20 protein-coding genes are annotated in these 18,989 nt (G+C 30.3%); 9 read left to right on the forward strand and 11 right to left on the reverse strand.

The genetic code is table 11. From position 1 onward, the window contains the following. Positions 1–29: 29 nt before the first annotated feature. Genes KQ51_RS03085 through KQ51_RS03095 form a run of 3 tightly spaced genes read right to left on the reverse strand, consistent with a single transcriptional unit; the run spans position 30 to position 3,395 of the window. Positions 30–626, reverse strand: a complete 597-nt coding sequence (locus KQ51_RS03085; RefSeq protein WP_038468773.1) for a ferric reductase-like transmembrane domain-containing protein — start codon at positions 624–626, stop codon at positions 30–32. Then, a complete protein-coding gene (locus KQ51_RS09370) occupies positions 623–1,249 on the reverse strand; it encodes a TetR/AcrR family transcriptional regulator (protein ID WP_052609115.1) in 627 nt (208 codons plus the stop codon). The genes KQ51_RS03085 and KQ51_RS09370 overlap by 4 nt, the downstream gene beginning before the upstream one ends. Further along, entirely contained in the window at positions 1,242–3,395 is a 2,154-nt protein-coding gene (locus KQ51_RS03095; RefSeq protein WP_038468776.1) for an efflux RND transporter permease subunit, read from the reverse strand. Before KQ51_RS03095 ends, KQ51_RS09370 begins: the two co-directional genes overlap by 8 nt. A 233-nt stretch (positions 3,396–3,628) precedes the next feature. On the opposite strand from KQ51_RS03095, the gene KQ51_RS03100 reads away from it, so the two are divergent. The 6 genes from KQ51_RS03100 to KQ51_RS03125 all read left to right on the forward strand — a co-directional run bounded on the left by KQ51_RS03100 (position 3,629) and on the right by KQ51_RS03125 (position 8,426). After that, positions 3,629–4,165: a cysteine hydrolase family protein gene (locus KQ51_RS03100; protein WP_038468779.1), complete on the forward strand. Its 537-nt coding sequence runs from the start codon at positions 3,629–3,631 to the stop codon at positions 4,163–4,165. Continuing rightward, positions 4,153–5,592 carry a nicotinate phosphoribosyltransferase gene (locus KQ51_RS03105; protein WP_038468782.1) on the forward strand — a complete coding sequence of 480 codons (1,440 nt, stop codon included), beginning with the start codon at positions 4,153–4,155 and terminating at the stop codon, positions 5,590–5,592. The genes KQ51_RS03100 and KQ51_RS03105 overlap by 13 nt, the downstream gene beginning before the upstream one ends. 9 nt (positions 5,593–5,601) lie before the next feature. After that, positions 5,602–6,096 carry a GNAT family N-acetyltransferase gene (locus tag KQ51_RS03110; RefSeq protein WP_052609117.1) on the forward strand — a complete coding sequence of 165 codons (495 nt, stop codon included), beginning with the start codon at positions 5,602–5,604 and terminating at the stop codon, positions 6,094–6,096. A gap of 134 nt (positions 6,097–6,230) precedes the next feature. After that, positions 6,231–7,151 carry a DUF5692 family protein gene (locus KQ51_RS03115; RefSeq protein ID WP_038468784.1) on the forward strand — a complete coding sequence of 307 codons (921 nt, stop codon included), beginning with the start codon at positions 6,231–6,233 and terminating at the stop codon, positions 7,149–7,151. A 60-nt stretch (positions 7,152–7,211) separates the two neighbouring features. After that, positions 7,212–7,691, forward strand: coding sequence for a GNAT family N-acetyltransferase (locus KQ51_RS03120; RefSeq protein ID WP_052609119.1), 480 nt, complete (start codon positions 7,212–7,214; stop codon positions 7,689–7,691). Between the two features lie 21 nt (positions 7,692–7,712). Beyond that, positions 7,713–8,426 (forward strand): alpha/beta hydrolase, encoded by a 714-nt coding sequence (locus KQ51_RS03125; protein WP_052609120.1) that lies wholly within the window; start codon positions 7,713–7,715, stop codon positions 8,424–8,426. Positions 8,427–8,511: 85 nt separating this feature from the next. Here KQ51_RS03125 and KQ51_RS03130 read toward each other — a convergent pair whose 3' ends face one another. Then, a complete protein-coding gene (locus KQ51_RS03130) occupies positions 8,512–9,360 on the reverse strand; it encodes a DegV family protein (RefSeq protein ID WP_038468787.1) in 849 nt (282 codons plus the stop codon). 93 nt (positions 9,361–9,453) lie between these two features. Then, a complete protein-coding gene (locus KQ51_RS03135) occupies positions 9,454–10,134 on the reverse strand; it encodes a hypothetical protein (protein WP_038468789.1) in 681 nt (226 codons plus the stop codon). Positions 10,135–10,270: 136 nt separating this feature from the next. Here KQ51_RS03135 and KQ51_RS03140 point away from each other — a divergent pair, with 136 nt between their 5' ends. Next, positions 10,271–10,678 carry a secondary thiamine-phosphate synthase enzyme YjbQ gene (locus KQ51_RS03140; RefSeq protein ID WP_038468792.1) on the forward strand — a complete coding sequence of 136 codons (408 nt, stop codon included), beginning with the start codon at positions 10,271–10,273 and terminating at the stop codon, positions 10,676–10,678. A gap of 53 nt (positions 10,679–10,731) precedes the next feature. Here KQ51_RS03140 and KQ51_RS03145 read toward each other — a convergent pair whose 3' ends face one another. Genes KQ51_RS03145 through KQ51_RS03160 form a run of 4 tightly spaced genes read right to left on the reverse strand, consistent with a single transcriptional unit; the run spans position 10,732 to position 15,276 of the window. Then, on the reverse strand, positions 10,732–11,076 hold the full coding sequence (locus KQ51_RS03145) for a hydrogenase maturation nickel metallochaperone HypA/HybF (RefSeq protein ID WP_038468794.1): 345 nt from the start codon (positions 11,074–11,076) through the stop codon (positions 10,732–10,734). 1 nt (position 11,077) lies between these two features. Beyond that, positions 11,078–13,762: an FAD-dependent oxidoreductase gene (locus KQ51_RS03150; protein WP_038468797.1), complete on the reverse strand. Its 2,685-nt coding sequence runs from the start codon at positions 13,760–13,762 to the stop codon at positions 11,078–11,080. 2 nt (positions 13,763–13,764) lie between these two features. Next, positions 13,765–14,430, reverse strand: a complete 666-nt coding sequence (gene hypB / locus KQ51_RS03155; protein WP_038468800.1) for a hydrogenase nickel incorporation protein HypB — start codon at positions 14,428–14,430, stop codon at positions 13,765–13,767. Positions 14,431–14,442: 12 nt separating this feature from the next. Next, positions 14,443–15,276, reverse strand: coding sequence for a hypothetical protein (locus KQ51_RS03160; RefSeq protein ID WP_038468803.1), 834 nt, complete (start codon positions 15,274–15,276; stop codon positions 14,443–14,445). 191 nt (positions 15,277–15,467) lie between these two features. Between KQ51_RS03160 and KQ51_RS03165 the strand changes: the two genes are divergently transcribed. Next, positions 15,468–16,418 carry an AraC family transcriptional regulator gene (locus KQ51_RS03165; RefSeq protein ID WP_038468806.1) on the forward strand — a complete coding sequence of 317 codons (951 nt, stop codon included), beginning with the start codon at positions 15,468–15,470 and terminating at the stop codon, positions 16,416–16,418. Between the two features lie 73 nt (positions 16,419–16,491). After that, positions 16,492–16,767, forward strand: a complete 276-nt coding sequence (locus KQ51_RS03170) for an acylphosphatase (protein WP_038468808.1) — start codon at positions 16,492–16,494, stop codon at positions 16,765–16,767. A 22-nt stretch (positions 16,768–16,789) separates the two neighbouring features. Here the strand turns inward: KQ51_RS03170 and KQ51_RS03175 are convergent, their stop codons facing one another. Beyond that, positions 16,790–17,812, reverse strand: a complete 1,023-nt coding sequence (locus KQ51_RS03175) for a ketopantoate reductase family protein (protein WP_038468811.1) — start codon at positions 17,810–17,812, stop codon at positions 16,790–16,792. Positions 17,813–17,862: 50 nt separating this feature from the next. Further along, the gene (locus KQ51_RS03180) at positions 17,863–18,921 is read right to left on the reverse strand and encodes a Fic family protein (RefSeq protein WP_038468813.1); all 1,059 of its coding nucleotides are present in this window, start codon (positions 18,919–18,921) and stop codon (positions 17,863–17,865) included. Positions 18,922–18,989: the final 68 nt, after the last annotated feature.

An 18,989-nucleotide genomic window follows, 5' to 3' on the forward strand; every position in this document is an offset into this window, starting at 1 on the left:
TTTGGGTTCATTTCAGAAATATGCTTTTTTTATTTTTTACTTTTGAATATTAAATACTCTTTTTTTAGTTTCACTACTATATAAGGTACAAATAAAACAATATAGACAAGTAGGTTTGGCATTTTGGCAACAATGATTAAATGTACGAAGATTAAGATATAAACAATATATGCAAATTGTTGAAGTTTCTTCCAAGTTGCAAAACTGAATTTTTTCCTAACAATCATGAACGAAGTGATGAATAACGGAATCATTATTGCATATGGAATAACTCCTAGCCATTCAAATGATCTTACTCCTTGTAGAAATTCTACTATATACTTTAATGCATGAGGTGAAACTAGAATAAACCCAATAATTGAATATTCTCTTCTTACACTCATAAGTTTTTTTCTCAAGTTTGATTTATTTCTTAAAGCTCCTGTCATCATTACTATGTAAAGGAATGATAATCCTAAATAACCTTGATTGAATGGTTCTGTAATCTGAACTTTGTTTCTCAATGCAAATACTATTATACCAAAGATTATTGCTCCTATATATAATTTAACATTGTGCTTTCTAATAAAATTTCCTTTGTAGATTGCTAATACAGATAGTATTAAAATAAATGGTATTGTAATCATTCTATATTTTCCTTCCTAACTCCGTATTCAATAAAACTTAGTCTTTTATTAAATAATCTTATTGTTTCTTTTTTTGACAAGTTCTCATTTTCTGATTTTAAGAATGTGTTAATCATCAAGATAACTACAATCTCTAGTAAATCAATAAATTCTTGTTCATTTATTTTTAATTCATCAAAATTGAATACTGATTTTATGTCATTGTTCTCAATGAGTCCAAGGAGTGACTTTGCAATGATTGCATCTTTAAGTGAACTTTTTTTTGAACTTTGAATATAATGGATATAGTTTCTAAAAAGACTATACTTTCCTGACGTGCTATAGCTATCAAAGTCGTATTCAAATAATGATTTAATAAATAGGAAATAATCACCATTGCAATTCTGTAGTAACTTTTTAGCATACTCAAAACGGTTATTAATAACTTCCTTTATTATGTAGTTAAATAATGCTTCTAGGTCATCAAAGTAGGTATAGAATGAACCTCTAGATATATTTGCTTTTTTTATTATAGTGTTAACACTAACTTGCTCAAACGATTTTGTAGTAAACTCTTCAACAGCGACATCAAGAAACATGTTTCTCTTATCTTCTTTAATGTTAAAAAACATTTTCTTAGGCATTCTTCTTACCTCCTCTTTTTTTGAATATGAATGGTAATAAAGTTAATGTTAAGACAACACTAACAATCATACTTACCCACATTAACATACTTACATTGAAATGAATTGTTAGTGGTGATAAAACCATTATTGATAATCCTAAAGAAATTCCAAGAGCATTAGCAATGATTGGACGAGAAGAATTACTATAAGCTTTATCAATTGCCATTTCATTGTTATTTGTTTCTTTTAAGTAGTATTTATATACACTACTGAAATGAACTGCATAATCTATACCCACACCAATTGTAATACTGAAAATAATAACTGTGGTTATATTTAAAGGTATTTGGCTAATGCCAAGGAAACCATATAAACTAATTACTGTTATTAGGATTGGAATTAAACTATAGAAGGCAATTTTAAAGCTTTTGAGAGTAATCACTAACATGATTAAGACGATTCCTAAAGCCAGAATTATACTGTTCAATTGCATTTGTGAAATTGAATCATTTAAGTCTTTCATTAAATATTGAACTCCAGTAACACTAGTTTCTAAATTTAAATTATCAATTGCTTCTTCAATTGTACCCAAAGTGTCATTATTTAAATCACTTGGAAATATAAGCAATCTGACAGTGTTATCATCATATGATATTAGGTCATGTATTGTACTATTTGGATCGCTACTTAGATTATTATAGATATTGTTTAGAACCATATCATTTGGAATTTCACCTAGAAACTGATTAGAATAAACAATATTCATTAATTCAAATGGGTTTATTACTTTATTTACTTCATCTAAATTATTTAGCTCATTGATTATAGTTTCTACTTCATCCATCGTGTCTAATGAGATTATATTATCATTTTTAGCTAAGGTTACATATAATGGAATACTCCCACCATTTACTTCAGTAGCTTTTTCTGCATTTATTGAAACTATTGTACTTTCTTTATAAACCATTAACATATTGAATTCAGTATTAATTTTAGGATAACTAATAATTGAAACTACTACTATGAGAACTGCTAGTATAATACTCGGAATACCCGATAGTTTTCTTAAACCTTTGGCAATATCAATTTTTTTGCTAGCAGCTTTTTTTCTCGCTACATTCATATCGTTAGATAAGATTAATGGTAATACATACCAAGTAGCTACACCTGCTAGAAGAATACCTATTGCTGAGTAAAGACTGAGATCTTTTATACTTGAAGTGCTAATTGTTAATAATGATAAGAAACCAGCCATTGATGTTAATGTTGTCACAATCATTGGTATCCCTACTAATCTTAAAGTACTAACAAGGGATTCATGGTTGCTTTTTCCTTCTGCTTTGGAATCCTGATAATGGGACATGAAGTGTAATCCGTCAGCGCTACCAATAACGATAATAAATATCGGTACTACAGCAGTTAAGATTGAAACTTCATTTCCAATCCAACCAATCAAACCAAATGTCCATAAAGAACCTATTCCTGCAGGTAGTACACTAAGCAATGTTGGTTTAATGGCTCCCATTTGCCATCTAAATACTAAGAAGATTACAATGATAGCTAAGGGTGGTAAGATTAATAATATTCTAATAATATAATCAGTAATTTTTAACTGATTATAAGAATCTCCTGAAATATATGATTGATAGTCATTGGCATTTAAACTATCCTCGATATCGGTAATGCTAGAGTTGCTAAAGTCTTTATCTATAAATAATGTAAAGACAAAATAGTTTGTCTCTATATGTTCCTTAATTGGTGAAAAATCACCAAAGTTAGAATAGTAATTAATTACAGTATCTGCTGGTATGTCGTTATACTCAATAACGTTTCCGTTGATAATTAATTGCTCTGGAGCTGCTCCTTGAACGTATGTAATATCATCAATTGAACTTAATGTACTTTGAAGTTCCTTCATGTCATCAAGACTTTCTCGGTTGATATCATCTACTTCGACTATAACTATAAGTTGATTTAATTCACCAAAGATATCTTCGATTTCTTCCAATCGATCTTTATAGATAGATTCATCTGGAGAGAAACTCGCAAAATCTGTATCTAGCTTTATTTGGATAACTCCTAGTAAAGCAAAGATGTTAATTATTATAAATAGGACAAACAAAATTCTCTTATGGGTAAATATAGTATTTGTGTACTTTCTCATGTTAATCATCTCCTAGCATACTTTCTTATTATAGTTGACACCCTGTCATTTTGTCAATAACTTATTATTTTGCTTTTAACAGCTTACTAATATACTTGATTACATAGATAACTATCAAGAATAGAAAGGATGCACATAAAAATGAAAATATTTACTAAAGTGGGAAACTTTGTTATTAAACATTTTTTCATAAAAAAAATAGAAAGGTGTTATAATATATGCGAGGTGGTTGTATGAAGAAGTGTTTAATCGTTGTAGATTTTCAAAATGATTTTATTGATGGCACTTTAGGTTTTGATACTGCGAGTGAAATCACTGAGAATATTATAACTAAAATAAATCAATATAAACAAGAAGGTAATGATGTTATTTACACTTTAGATACCCATAAAACTGATTATTTAGAAACAGAAGAAGGTAAGAACCTTCCGGTTGTTCATTGTGTAGAGGGAAGTAAAGGGCATCAGATTAAAGATGAGGTTAAAGCTTTAATAAAAGAAGAGGATAAGCAATTTATAAAATACTCTTTCCCATCATTAGAACTAGGGAACTATTTAGAAACTAAAGATTATGAGGTTATTGAGTTATGCGGTTTAGTATCAAATATTTGTGTTGTAAGTAATGCTGTTATAGCAAAAAGTGCTTTACCAAATGCTCATATCATAGTCGATAATCTAGCAACAAAATCATTTGATCCAATCCTTCATGAAAAAGCAATGGATGTTTTAGAAGGATTACATGTGGAGGTATTAAACAGATGTATACAATAAATCGTGCAATGTTAATAGATTTTTATGAACTTACAATGGCTAATGGATATTTTGAAGAAGGAAAGCATAATGAAATAGTCTATTTTGATGTTTTCTATCGTTCTAATCCTGATAAAGCTGGATTTAGCTTATTTGCTGGTTTGTATCATATAATCGAATATATAAAGGACTTACATTTTACTGATAAGGATATAGAATTTTTAAGAAGTAAAAACACTTTTAGTGATGGATTCTTAGAAATATTAAAAACATTTAAATTTACAGGAGATGTTTATACCTTTAGAGAAGGTTGTGTAATATTTCCTAATGAACCAATAATGACAATTAGAGCTACTCTTTTAGAGGCACAACTTGTTGAAACGTACTTGCTGCAAATAATCAATCATCAAAGTTTAATCGCTACTAAAGCTGCTCGTATTAAATACGCAGCTGGAGAGAAAATGGTTATTGAAATGGGTGCTCGTAGAGCACACGGGTTAACAAGTAGTTTAGAGGGTACTAGAGCAGCATATATCGCTGGTATTGATAGTTCTAGTAACGTGATAGGAGATCAATTATATGGTATTCCTTCTGGTGGGACTATGGCACATTCATGGGTTCAGTCTTTTGATACTGAGTATGAAGCTTTTAGATCTTATGCTGAAACATATCCAGAAAACACAACACTCTTAGTTGATACTTATAACACATTGAAAAGTGGATTACCTAATGCTATTAAAGTTATAAAGGAAGTATTGATTGAAAATCCTGAAGCGAATTACGCTATTAGAATTGATAGTGGGGATTTAGCATATTTATCTAAGAAAGCAAGAATTATGTTAGATGAAGCCGGAGTGGAGAAATGTAAAATCGTTGTTAGTAACTCTCTTGATGAACATTTAATTAAAACATTATTAAACCAAAAAGCACCAATTGATATTTTTGGTGTTGGTGAAAGATTAATTACAGCGAAAAGTGATCCTGTTTTTGGAGCTGTTTATAAAATCGTTGCAAAAGAAGAAGATGGAACGATTAAACCAATTATAAAGATTAGTGATAATCCGGCAAAAATTACCACACCACATTATAAAAAGGTTTATCGTGTGTTTAGTAAGGAAGAAAGACCTATAGCTGATTACATAGCTCTTTACAATGAAGTGATTGATACTTCAAAACCACTACTACTATTTGATCCAATCCATACATGGAAACGTAAAGAGGTAACTGAATATACTCTAAAAGAAATGCAAGTTCAAATTTTCAAAGCAGGAAAACTAGTGTACGATATCCCTACTTTAGAAGAAGTTAAGAGTTATGCTCAAGAAAACTTGAAAGAACTTTGGTCTGAATTAAGAAGATTCTCTTTCCCACATAAGTATTATATAGATTTATCTCAAAAACTATGGGATGTAAAAAATAGTATGATTGAGAAGTATCGAAATTTCTAGGAGGTATTTATGATTATTCGTGAACTCACACAAGATGATTATTTGCTTTACAAGAAAATTAGATTAGAATTATTAGAAAACGAAACATTAAGCTTTGGTTCAAGTTTTGAAGAAGAAAGTTTATTTGAAGATAAACTTTGGAAATATCGCTTAGATAAAGAGAATGTTACAACCATAGGAGCCTTTATCAATGAAGAGATGATAGGTATCTGCGTTGTAGTATTTAATCCACGTAGTAAACTTAAACATATAGCATCATTACATAGCATGTATGTAAAGAAGAATCATCGTGGCGAAGGTATTGGCAGGCAACTAATTATCCATGCAGAAGAGGCCGCGAAAGGAAAAGGTATCTTCAGAATGAATTTATCAGTTGTTAATTCAAATGAAAAAGCCTTTATTCTTTATCAAAAACTGGGATTTGTTAAGTATGGTATAGAACCCGATACTATAAAAATATCAGGAGAATATTATAGTCTTATATTAATGAGCAAAAAACTGTAAAGAAGAGCCATTGGCTCTTCTTTTTTGTTTTATGACAATGTTGCTAATGAAAGATTAAAGTTAGTATAGAAATAACATAAAACTAGGAGTATAGTTGAATCTAGAGAGATCAATAATGAAAGGAAGTATAAAGTATGTTTTTCTTTGAGAATTATACAATTACAAATGTTTTAATATTTTTACTAGTTTTATTTGGGTTATTACTAATTAATGAGGGAACAAGAAGAAGTAAGATTTTGTCTATAGTATTCTATATTGCTATTCCTTTAACGTTTACTTTATTTCTGTGGGGTAAAGGAGAATCTGAAAACACTGATGGAAATTGGTTTGCCTGGGTTAAGACTTATAGCGCATTAGCTGGAGTTGTTGGCTTTATGGCTATCAGATACTTTAAAAAATTACAAACAAACAAATGGGCTCTACTATTCCCAGCACTTATATTGAGTGTTAATATCCTAGAAGCAGTATTCAGAGATTTTGAGGTATACTCAAAAGCTGGAGTTATTGAAAATGGTTTATTTCTACAAGGTGGACCTTGGAATATCATTAATGGTATTGCGGGAATAATCAGTATTATTACAATAACAGGTTGGGTTGGAATCAAGATAGCCAATTCGAAATCAAAAGATATGGTATGGGCTGATCAACTATGGTTTTGGATTATTGCATATGGGATATGGAATATGTCATATGTTTACAATTGCATTCCTGATAGAGCATTCTATGCAGGTGTAGCGTTAATCTTTAGTTGTACGGTTGCAGCTTTTGTTGGAACAAAAGGACTTTGGCTACAACACAGGGCACAAACTTTAGCTTTATGGGCAATGTTTTCTTTAACATTTCCTAATTACTCAAACACACAATATTTTGATATCGTTAGTACACATGCAGCTGCACCAAAATATGTTTTAGCAATTGCTGCTATTCTGTTCAATGTTGGTGTTCTAGTATATGAAATTATCACTATTAGAAGAACTAAACGTAATCCATTAAAACAAGAACTGTATATTGATTTACCATGTTATCAAGAAGTTATAGAAGCAAATAATTTATAATAATTTAGGGTTGGCTTTTGCCAACCCTTTTTATTTGTTATAATGATTACGGGTGATACTATGGACAGTAAAATTTTAGAAACTAATCGGCTGGTATTAAGATACTTTAAAGAGAAGGATTTAGATACTTTTACAGAGTATAGGAATAATGAGGAATGGATGATTTACCAAACTTTTAAGGGTAAAACAAAAGAAGAATATCGAGACATTCTTCTTACTCCTTTTTATATAGATCATGGGTCACAACTTGCTTTTTGCTTAAAGGAAACTGATGAATTGATTGGTGATTTATATGTTGAAAAAAGTGAATTAGAGATGTTTATTGGATATTCTATTCATCCTAAATATGCTCGTAAGGGTTTTATCTATGAGATAGTAAGTGCATTCATCAAATATATATTTGAGAAGTATCCAGATGTTAAGATTGTTGCAGAGACTGATGTAGAAAATATTCCTTCTATAAGATTACTAGAAAAAATAGGATTTATAAGGGTTATGAATAATGTTGAAGGATTAGTCTTTGAACTGCATAATAAATAATTACAAACATGAGGTGTTAAAATGAAGAAAATATTAAAAAGAATAGGTCTAATGTTTATAGCTGTTTTATTACTACTTGTTATTGCATTAACTATCTATTCATCAAATTCATATACCGCTTTAGAGGAAATGGATGACGCTATTAATATGATAGATGATAGTAGTGTTACCTTTCATGAAGATAATAATGAAATCAGGTATAGTGTAACTGATCCTTTGTTAAATATAATCTTTATACCTGGAGGACTTGTTACTCCTGACAGTTATAAGTATTTAGCCATTAATCTTGCTTTGAGAGGTTATGATGTAGTTATAGCTAAAGCGCCATTCAATTTGGCAATACTAAATCCCTGGATTGGAAAAGAGTTCCTTAGTGATAGTTTAGAGAATGTAGTGATCGGCCATAGTTTAGGTGGTGTAACAGCATCGATGGTATTTAATGGTAATGATAAAGTAAGTGCATTTGTCTTACTAGGTAGTTACCCTATAAAGGACATAAGTGATAAAGATACTCTCCTAATTACTGCAGAACATGATTTAGGTATGGATCCTGAAGCATTTAATGATAGTTTAGAATATGTGAATGATGAAAATCAAATAGTGAATATTGTTGGTGGAAACCATGCACAGTTTGGTTGGTATGGTCCGCAAAAGGGTGATGGAGATGCTGAACTAGAAACCATTATCCAGCAAGATATGGTTGTCGAGATTATTACTAATTTCTTAACAGAATAAGAGAAGATTTTTCTTCTCTTTTTTATAGAGATTATTTGTACTTTTAAAGGTAAATAAAAAAAGGATTAAAAAATCCTTTTTACTTTTATTCGTAGAACCAAGAAATTCCAAAGCCTTTATCACCAACGTGTACTGTCATAACAGGACCAAGTAAATCGGTGTATCTAATTGAAGCTTCTGGGAAAGTTGTTTCAATGAAACTTTTAAGTGCATCGCCACTTTTTTGACTATATGTCTGTGTGATATAAAAATTTATATTTTTAAAACCTTCTGTGGTTTCTCTTACTTTTTGCTCAATAAGTGCGAATACTTTTTTATATGTTCTTTCTGTTTTAACTAAAATTAGTTTTCCATCGATCATTTCAACTATTGGTTTCATTCTAAGAATAGTTCCAATCATTGCTTTAGCAGGAGATAGTCTACCACCTGCAACAAGACTAAATAAGTTCTCACAAGTAAATATTAGTTTCGATTGATTGATTAATTTATTAATTCTAGATTCGATTTTTTTTACAGATTTATCTGCTTTAATCATATCTAACAACTCATAAACAAGCATTTCATTTCCATAGGCTGAATGATTTGTATCAAACACTGTAACTTGTTCCGGATCTTCTAGCATTGTTCTTCCAACAGTACTACTTTGATAAGTACCACTTAACACTTTACTTAAACCAATTACAAATACATGATCATTAGTTTCTAGTAACTGCTCATATCTCTCGTGGAATTTACCTGGACCAGGAGCACTTGTTTTAAAAGTTTTTCCTTCACTTCTTTTTTTGATAATGAATTCTCTATCGATATTTTTTTCTAAATAGGTATCTTCATTTTCAACAGTTACATTTAAAGATACAACTTCGATTTTGCTTTCTTCAATAATGTGTTTTGGCATGTACACAGTACTATCTATTATTACACCATAATTTGCCATTTGTAACACCCCTTTTTAACTATTTCCAGTATATACTGGAATGGTCATAAATGTGATAAATTAATCTAAAAAGTACAATTTTTCACAAGTAATCTATTTCGTTTTTATTAATACTTTTTGCTTATAGATATGATTGGCTACATATACTAATTTCATTGATAAGAATAGTAGAGAAAAAACTATTATGAAGTATATTATTACACCAGTAAAATTACTATTAGGAAAATAAGCCTTAACAAGATAAGCATCTAATATTTCATAAATAAATATTCTTCCTGGATGTAAAACAAATTGTCTTAAAGATAAAGCCCAAACAATATTGAAAAACACTCCACCCAATAAAATATATTTATCTCTTTTCTTGATGTTATAAGTTAGAATCACGATAATTGAGTATGCTAATAATGATCCATGATTAAATAGTGAAGTCACTACGCTGTAAACTGGGAAGTGACCAAAAAGATCATTACCATACAGGACCATTGATATATAATATCCTGCACCTGATAGTAGAGCAGTATACGCTGCCCAAATTCGTAGTTCCTTTACATTTAATAAAACTATAAACGGTACAACAAAGTAAGACAATGTTGAAAACTCTACAGGCACTTTATAAGGGAAAACAATGATAATTCCTGTATTATATAGTAGGACTATTAGTAGTTGAATTTTAAGGAACAAATCTACTATTTTCTCAGATTTCTTTAACATTACTACTATGTAGATAATCCACAGTAATAAACATATAGTTGAAATAAGATTTAAGTGGTTCATAATGCATCCCCCTTTGCTGTTTTGATGTATGCAATATCATATACTATCTTAACATAAAAATAAGGAAATGCTATTTAAATTTGCTAAGTTTGGTTATTTCCTTGTGTTATAATATATATGGAAAGCAGGTGCTAATATGATTTGTAAAACTCACATAATAGATGTTAGAAGTGATAATGAAGATGAGATGATAAACATAACAAGTAGAGTTTCTAGACTAATTCAAGATTCGGGTGTTACCGAGGGAGAAGTTATTTTGTTTGTACCACATACAACTGCAGCAATTACTATAAATGAGAATGCTGATCCAGATGTTAAGGATGACATGTTATTAGGCCTTAGAAGAACTTTTCCAAGAGATAAAGATTATATCCATAACGAAGGAAACTCGCACGCACATATTAAATCTAGTGTTATTGGTGTTGAAAAAACAATACTGATATCAAAACGAGAAATGATTCTAGGGATTTGGCAGGCAATTTACTTTATGGAATTTGATGGACCTAGAAATCGTAAACTAGTAGTTAGAATCAGTGGAAAGTAAAATATGATAAATTTGCTAGTATTACAAAAAAAAGGACTCAATAATTGAGTCCTTTATTCTTTGGCATGTATTTCTTTAATGAGTAACTCTGTACCCATTAATATATCCCATTTGGTATGTCCACATAAGGGACATATATTGTCATTTTGAACTAAGTTGAAACTCAAACCACATTCCTTGCATTTTCCAATACCTGGTTCTATTTGAATTATTAGTTTTGTTTTGCTTAGAGATGTGTTTTCTATAGCCATTGGATATACATCTTCAATATATCTAGGAACAACTCCGCTTAGTTCTCCAATTTGGAGAACTAATGCTTCAATGTCTTCAATACTATTACTTATTTTGTATTCTTCAACTTGCTTTACTATTTCTAAAACTATACCTAATTCATGCATATTAACCTCTTACTTTAAACTTCTTACCAATATTTTTGAAGAAGATTCTTGCTTTTCTTTTTAGAGCAGCTTTTATAATTATTGGTTTTAGATCTGGGAAATCTACACCATATCCCTCATGAACTTTTTCTAGTTTAATAGCATCAAATTTACATCTTGTTGTACAAGCTCCACAACCAACACATAGGAATTCATCAACTATTGTAACACCACAACTTAAACATCTTGATGTTTCAATTTTTATTTGCTCTTCAGTTAGAACACCACGAGGATCATCAAATGAACCTTTTAAGTTTTTGATATGATCTACTTTAGATACTTGTCTTTGAGTTAAGTCGTAACCTTTGTATTCTACATTGTTTTTATCTAGGGCTTTATAATAGTTACGTTTACGGCCATAAGTTAAGCTTTGGCCTTTGTTTACATATCTATGAATACTGATAGCTGCCTCTTTACCCAAGGCAATCGCATCAATTGCATATTTAGGTCCAGTCACAACATCTCCACCAGCAAAGATATTTTTTTCACTAGACTGCAAAGTTAGTGAATCCACTTTGATAGTATTGTTTGTGTTTAATTCTATGTTTAATCCTGTTAGTAGTTTATTGAAATCAATTTGTTGTCCTACAGCTGTTAAGATAAAATCAGCATCTATTGTCATAGAATCTGTTTCATCAAACTTTGGATTAAATCTACCCGATTCATCTTGGACACTTAAGCATTTGTGGAAGACAACTTGAGTAACTTTTCCATCTTTAACAATAAATTCTTTTGGACCATAACTGTTGTTGATAGAAATATTTTCTTCTAGTGCTTCATGAACTTCATCCTGTAATGCAGGCATGTTGTCTCTGTCCTCTAAACAGAACATTTGAACGTTTCTGCCACCTTTACGTACTGCAGTTCTAGCAACATCAATTGCAACATTTCCACCACCGATAATAACAATGTTTCCATGAACATCTTCTTGATTATCTAAGGCTACATTTCTTAAGAAGTCAACACCAGTAATGACATTAGTTTTATCTTCGTTTTTAATTCCTAATGCTCTACCTTTTTGTGCACCAATAGCAATATAGAAAGCATCAAATCCATTATTTTTCATTTCTTCTACTGTAATATCAGTACCAACTTCAACACCTAAATTGAACTTAACACCCATTTCACCTAGAATAGCGATTTCAGCATTTATAACATTTTTCTCTAATCTAAAGTTAGGAATACCAAATGTTAACATTCCACCTAGTGCTTTTTCTTTTTCGAAGACAGTTACTTTGTATCCTTCTATTGCTAAGTAGTAAGCACAACTTAGTCCTGATGGACCACCACCGATGATTGCGATGTTTTTATCGTAGGCATGCTTTATATTAGGGATAAAACGATTCTCTTCATTTAAGTCTTGCTCAGCAATAAATTTTTTGATTTCATCAATTGCAACAGCTTCATCTAAATCACCACGAGTACATGCACTTTCACATAATGCAGGACAAACTCTTCCGCAAACAGCAGGGAATGGATTGTCTTTTTTTATAAGTTCTAATGCTTCGTGGTATCTACCTTGAGATGCAAGTTTAATATAAGCAGGAATACTTATATGTGATGGACATTCTGTCTTACAAGGAGAAGTACCACTTTCAAGTGTTTCTTTTCTATTATCTCTATAATCAGGATTCCAGTGTTCTTCACCCCACTCCATATCTTGAGGAAATTCAGTTCTAACAGGAATTTCTATTTCATTTTTTACACATAGTTTTTGACCTAGTTTTATGGCATTAGTTGGACAAACATCAATACATTCACCGCAACCAGTACATAAGTCTTTATCTACTTTAGAAACATAGTTTGATCTAACCATATCAGGGTTTAGATACATACTAGCTGCTCTTAATGCATAACATGAACAACCACAACAGTTACAAATTGCATGGGTATGTCCATCTCCTTCAGTATTAGGAATTTGATGCATAAGACCATCTTTTTCAGCTCTATCTAAAATATCGTATGCTTCTTCTTTTGTGATTTCTTTACCTCTACCTGTACGAATGTAATATTCAGCAGCATCATCTAGTTGAATACACATGTCTTCTTTTAAATGTCCGCAACCTTCACCGTTTTCTTCTCGAGAAGTACGACAACTACAATCAGAAACACTAAATAAAGATGCGCTTTCTACATATGTAGATATTTCTTCACTTGGTACTGTTTTGGTATTTCCATCAACTGCACTTTGAATTGGAATAACTCTCATTACCCCAGTACCAATTGGAAAGTTACCTGCAGCAACAGGGTTTCTTAAATGTCCATAATCATCAAATGCTTTTGCTATTTGAGGATATTTTTGAACATTTTCTTTATTATTAACAACCATTTCGAAGATTCCAGGTACCCATGTTTCGTACCAAAACGTATTAATTTCACCTTCACGTTTAATATTGGCAGCTCCAGCGATACATAAATCCCATAATAACTTTTTAGTTGTATCAAAATCTTTACCAGCTTTATTAGCTATTTGCTCGATTGTTTGGTGATCACGATATTTTAAACATAAGGCTACTTCAGCCATTTCTTCAGTTACAACTTTTTCTAATAGTAAGAACCTTGGATCATCATACCCAATACCCTTCTTAGACTTCATTTTTGTACCAGATACCATATTGATAAATTCTAGTAGTTTAACTTGTGCCATGTTTATGTTCTCCATCCCATAATTTCGTTTTTGATATATTTAATCCATGCATCCATACCCTCACCTGTTTTGGCTGAAAGTGGGAAGATGTTAATTTCTGGATTTAAGCTTTTAGCGTATTCGGTAACTTTTTCAAAATCAAAATCAAATAAACTTACTGTATCAACTTTACTAATTATCAAAGCATCTACTTTGGTAAACATTTTTGGGTATTTCAATGGTTTGTCATGTCCTTCTGGGACACTTAAAATCATTACATTCTTTGCTTGTCCTAAATCATAACTTGCAGGACAAATAAGATTTCCTATGTTTTCCAATATAACAAAGTCTAAATCTTCATAATCTAGTGCTTCTAAGCCTTCAGAGGTCATTCCTGCGTCGATATGACACATTCCACCACTATGAAGTTGCATTACTCTAGCACCACTTTTTTGAACGGTTATAGCATCAACGTCACTATCAATATCAGCTTCGATAACACCAATATTTAATTCTTCTTTTAGCAGGTTAATTGTACTAACAACAAATGTTGTTTTACCACTACCAGGACTACTCATTAAGTTAATCATAAATGTTTGGTTACTTTTTAATTCATTTCGAAGAACTTCTGCTTTAGCATCGTTATTTGCATAGACTCTTTTTTGAATTTCAATAATTTTTATACTCATTAATATGCTCCTTTAATAACCATATGCTTCAGCTGAATGTTTTATTACATAAGGTTTGTTCATTAATTTAAGTGCCCAGTAGATTAAGTATCCCCCATGTAATATAAGGTTAACTAGTCCCCAATAATAAAGGACTGATTCATTAAACCATAATGTTGAATCCATTAAAGGTGTAAAGATATCGTAACTTGCTCTAATTAGGATATGAATAGCTAATGTGTAAATACGACCCATTAACCATAAATCTGTTCTTCTTTTAACTAACATCCATATTTCAGGTGCAATTAGAATACAAATACTTGAAGCAACGAAAGTTGTATTTTCTCCATACACGAATGCTGCATTCCAAGTGACATATAATAAACACCATGCAAGTGGTAAATCTGCGATTAACTCAGCGAATGAGTTTTTCCCATCATTCTTACCAATTCTCCAATGTTTAGTTGGAAGTGGGATAGTAATACATAGAATTAAACCACAAATTGCATTGAAGATGTTTCCTACCTCAAAATCATGCATTGTAGCTTCTAAGATATTTAAATTCAATACTAAATATAAAATCCATAAAGGCCATTTTTTCTTTAAAGACATCATGACATCTTTGTGGCTACCATCATTAGAAATTCTGACAAATGACACAAAACAGATTGGTATTAAAACACTAAATGATTTTGCCCATCTAAACCATGAGTCTAAGTTATAGAACCATAATGGTAATGTAGCTAATGCTAGGATGAAAAACCATTTATAAAAACTCTGCTTTTCTCTTGTATACTCTAAAAATAGGAATAAAAATAATATATAAACACTCATTGATACGATAAAACTTAATACTGTTGTTAACATTGATAAAACCTCCTAATTTGTAATCTCTATTACTATATTAAGGAGATTGTGTAACCTTTGCAATATCAAAAATACATTGTTTTTAGCATGTTTGTCATATAAGTTGATTACTTTATTACCTAAATAGCATAATTGTCATAAAAAGTTGAATAAACTACTTTTAAAGGGTATTATAAATAAGAGGTGATACTATGAATCAAACAAGTACTGACGTTTTTTCTCACTATACTTTACCATTCGAAACATACTTCAATAAAGAAGTTGATAGTAAATTTCAAGTTCATGATGAAACTGAACTTATTTGGGTTTTAAGAGGTAATGCATCAATAGTTTGTGATAATATCCAATATGATCTAACACCTCAAACATTATTCATGATAAACCCTTATCAAATGCATTCATTGAAATCATCTGCTGAAACGATGATTATCACATATAGGTTTAAAAAAGAACATATTAAGGAATATGTGGAAATGCACAAAGGTTTAGCGTTTATTAATAGGGTATACACACTGGAGGAACTAGTTAAAAAATATAAAGAAGTCCCACTTTTAATATCCCAATTGATAAAACTCTTAATATCTCCTAATCAAACGATATTGATTAGATATAAAATTATCGGCTATTACAATATGCTTATTTATGAGTTATATACAATGTTATTAAAAGAGAAGTACTTAGATATCAAGAAAAAAGACGTTCCCTTTCATATTGAACGTCAAAACCGAATAATCGATTATATAAATAATAATTTTCTACAAAAAATTTCCTTAAACGATGTAGCTAAGCAAGTAAGTATAAGCACATTTAGGCTTTCACATCTAATGAAAGAAATGTTTGGTATTTCCTTTAGAGAATATCTGTTTAATATTAGATTTGAGTATGCTCTTAGATTATTAAGAGAAACAAATCTAAGTGTACTTAGTATTTCCGATATGGCTGGGTTTAGTGATGTGAAATACTTAAATAAGTTATTAAAAGAACGATTTAAAATTACAGCATTAAAGTACCGTAAAAGATTCACTAGTAGATTTAATGAAACCTATAGTGATAGCAACTATATCAAAGATTTCTTCAAAGAATTAAGAGTGTGTCTAAATAAATTAGAGACCGGAGTTTTAGCTGAAAAAATCGTATATTAAACACTTCTATTTTTAGAAGTGTTTTTTTGATATAATAAGTATGTATTAATCATATCAAAGGATGGTGTTCATATTGAAAAAAACAATGCAGCTAACTCTTGAAGGAAGAGTTCAAGGTGTTGGAATGAGATTCACAATAGATAGAGCTGCAAAAAAATTTCCAATAACTGGATATGTTAGAAACTTGTACAATGGGTTTGTTCAAGTGGTTATCCAAGGAGAAGAAGAAGTACTAGCAGCATTTATTGAACATATTAAAGAAAACACTCCAGGAAATATTTCTAAGTTTATCATTTCTGATTTGAGTAATAGTATAGAATATGAAAGTTTCAAAGTTAAATTATTTTAAAAGAAAAGGATGACAATATTTGTCATCCTTTAAATTTATCAAAATATTTTAGATTATCCCAACAAGGCTCTAATTCTTTATTCTCGATTTTTTCTACAATACTAACAATCATATCATTTATGGGTGTATCGATATTAACTTTATCACCATGTTCACACACAACACCGTTAATAGCGTATACTTCTGTTTTCTTATTACGTTCGATATCTCTGAGCATACTTGATTTTATTTGCTTATGTTTTCTCATTGCTATAGGTATAATAAACATACTTATTGATCTTCTAAACTTATTGTTGTAATCCATTAGTTTAACAACATCTTTTCCCTGAATAGGTTCAATAGTAATGTTAGAAGCTTTAGCTACATCAATACATTCCTTTATTGCTTTTAAGGCTAGTAATCTAGTCTTTTTATTTTTAGTTATTACACCAAAACGTGCATTTGTTACAACACTCAAACCACTAAATGCGGCGTTTACTAGAAGTTTGGACCATCTAGCTCCTACAAAATTATTTTCGATTTTGACATCTCCCATAGTATCTAATAATTCTACAATATGATCAAAATGCTTTTGATCATTTTCACCATACATACCAATACTATAAGTTAATACATCTCTAGAAGGCTCACTAGTTAATTCTACTACGCCTTTACCAAGGAATGTTGCACCCCAGCTCATAGTACAACCGATTGTTCTGTCATCACCAATGATATTTGCAACACTAAGTTCAGGAAGACCATTTTGCATTGTACAAATAACTCCATCCTCACTTAAGAATGGAACCAAGAATTCAACAATCTCCTTGTTGAATCTTTGCTTTGTCATTAAAAGGATTATGTCATACTTTTTTGTCATTTCTTCTGGTAATAACGCCGTTACTTTTTGTGTAAGATTTACCTTACCTATAATCTTAGCACCTTTTGCTTTAAGTACTTTGATATGATCTTTGTTACGATTTATTAAATCGATTTCATATCCAGCTTTGGTTATATAAGCACCCAGAACGGTTCCCATACCACCAGCACCATATATAGCTACGTTCATAAATACACCTCCATAGTATATTGTATATCAAATTATATCTAGAAAACACTTTATAAGAATATGTTGATAAGTTGAGTGTTTTTGTAAACTACTTCTTTGCCATATTTAAAACTTTCAATAAATCCGGCTTCCTCTAAAAGTTTTAAGTATTTAGTTGAAGTTGTTCTTGATGTATTAAGTTCGATTCTTAGCAATTCATTTTTAGTATAAGGATACTTAAATAGGTGTACTAATAATCTCTCAGAATATATTTTTGGTAACTTACTTAGCATTTCCTGTTTATAGTTATTAATCAATCTTGTGATTTGATTTATAAACGTGACTGTGAATTTACCAGTCTCATTTATACCTTTAAGCATATATATAATAAATTCATCTAAGTAATTAATATCATTATGACACTTTTCTAGTAATTTAAAGTATGTTTCTTTAGTATTATTTAAATAACTACTCAAATTTAATATTGGATAATTTAGTCTTCTTGATAATACTAATGACATAGAATTGATAATCCTACCAATTCTACCATTACCATCTCTATAAGGATGAATGCATTCAAATTGATAATGGATGATAGCCATTCTTATTAAAGGATCATATCTATCGTGATTTAGGTTAATATATTCTAATAGATTTTCTAGGTAATCTAGAATAGCATTCTGGTTTTGCGGGGGAATATATATAACTTTATTAGTAAGTTTATTATAAATCTTGTGCCCTCTAATCCTTCTTATCCCTTTTTGCTCAGGTGCAATTAATTCCTGTATCCGATTAATGTCTTCTAGATATAGTTTATTTTTTGTTAATATATCTCTATAAATAATATTTATAGCCCGAAGATGATTTATAACTTCATTAGTATGTGGATTCTTTTTTAAGGATGTTACACTTTGCAAGAAGACGTCTTCGAAGGATGATTTTACCCCTTCTATCTCAGATGAAGTTTTTGCTTCATAGATGTTTAGTAACCGAAGAATAACTTCTAAGTAGGGTGTAGAATCTAAAACCCCTTTTAGTTCACCTAAGGTGTAATTAGCGTTACTTAAGAATCTATATATATCGACAGTGATATAGTCTTTTTTATAAGGTAATTTCTTTAATCTATACATAAATACACCTCCTGTAATTACTCTAATACTTCTTGATGAATATGTCAATGAACGTGTAAAGAAAAACA

This window comes from Candidatus Izimaplasma bacterium HR1, assembly GCA_000755705.1.
GTDB lineage: Bacteria > Bacillota_I > Bacilli_A > Izemoplasmatales > Izemoplasmataceae > Xianfuyuplasma.

Bases quoted from the DNA above. Each gene is read 5' to 3' on its own strand.
- KQ51_RS03085 (WP_038468773.1), bottom strand. From the start codon at position 626: ATGATTACAATACCATTTATTTTAATACTATCTGTATTAGCAATCTAC.
- KQ51_RS09370 (WP_052609115.1), bottom strand. From the start codon at position 1,249: ATGCCTAAGAAAATGTTTTTTAACATTAAAGAAGATAAGAGAAACATG.
- KQ51_RS03095 (WP_038468776.1), bottom strand. From the start codon at position 3,395: ATGAGAAAGTACACAAATACTATATTTACCCATAAGAGAATTTTGTTT.
- KQ51_RS03100 (WP_038468779.1), top strand. From the start codon at position 3,629: ATGAAGAAGTGTTTAATCGTTGTAGATTTTCAAAATGATTTTATTGAT.
- KQ51_RS03105 (WP_038468782.1), top strand. From the start codon at position 4,153: ATGTATACAATAAATCGTGCAATGTTAATAGATTTTTATGAACTTACA.
- KQ51_RS03110 (WP_052609117.1), top strand. From the start codon at position 5,602: ATGATTATTCGTGAACTCACACAAGATGATTATTTGCTTTACAAGAAA.
- KQ51_RS03115 (WP_038468784.1), top strand. From the start codon at position 6,231: ATGTTTTTCTTTGAGAATTATACAATTACAAATGTTTTAATATTTTTA.
- KQ51_RS03120 (WP_052609119.1), top strand. From the start codon at position 7,212: ATGGACAGTAAAATTTTAGAAACTAATCGGCTGGTATTAAGATACTTT.
- KQ51_RS03125 (WP_052609120.1), top strand. From the start codon at position 7,713: ATGAAGAAAATATTAAAAAGAATAGGTCTAATGTTTATAGCTGTTTTA.
- KQ51_RS03130 (WP_038468787.1), bottom strand. From the start codon at position 9,360: ATGGCAAATTATGGTGTAATAATAGATAGTACTGTGTACATGCCAAAA.
- KQ51_RS03135 (WP_038468789.1), bottom strand. From the start codon at position 10,134: ATGAACCACTTAAATCTTATTTCAACTATATGTTTATTACTGTGGATT.
- KQ51_RS03140 (WP_038468792.1), top strand. From the start codon at position 10,271: ATGATTTGTAAAACTCACATAATAGATGTTAGAAGTGATAATGAAGAT.
- KQ51_RS03145 (WP_038468794.1), bottom strand. From the start codon at position 11,076: ATGCATGAATTAGGTATAGTTTTAGAAATAGTAAAGCAAGTTGAAGAA.
- KQ51_RS03150 (WP_038468797.1), bottom strand. From the start codon at position 13,762: ATGGCACAAGTTAAACTACTAGAATTTATCAATATGGTATCTGGTACA.
- hypB (WP_038468800.1), bottom strand. From the start codon at position 14,430: ATGAGTATAAAAATTATTGAAATTCAAAAAAGAGTCTATGCAAATAAC.
- KQ51_RS03160 (WP_038468803.1), bottom strand. From the start codon at position 15,276: ATGTTAACAACAGTATTAAGTTTTATCGTATCAATGAGTGTTTATATA.
- KQ51_RS03165 (WP_038468806.1), top strand. From the start codon at position 15,468: ATGAATCAAACAAGTACTGACGTTTTTTCTCACTATACTTTACCATTC.
- KQ51_RS03175 (WP_038468811.1), bottom strand. From the start codon at position 17,812: ATGAACGTAGCTATATATGGTGCTGGTGGTATGGGAACCGTTCTGGGT.
- KQ51_RS03180 (WP_038468813.1), bottom strand. From the start codon at position 18,921: ATGTATAGATTAAAGAAATTACCTTATAAAAAAGACTATATCACTGTC.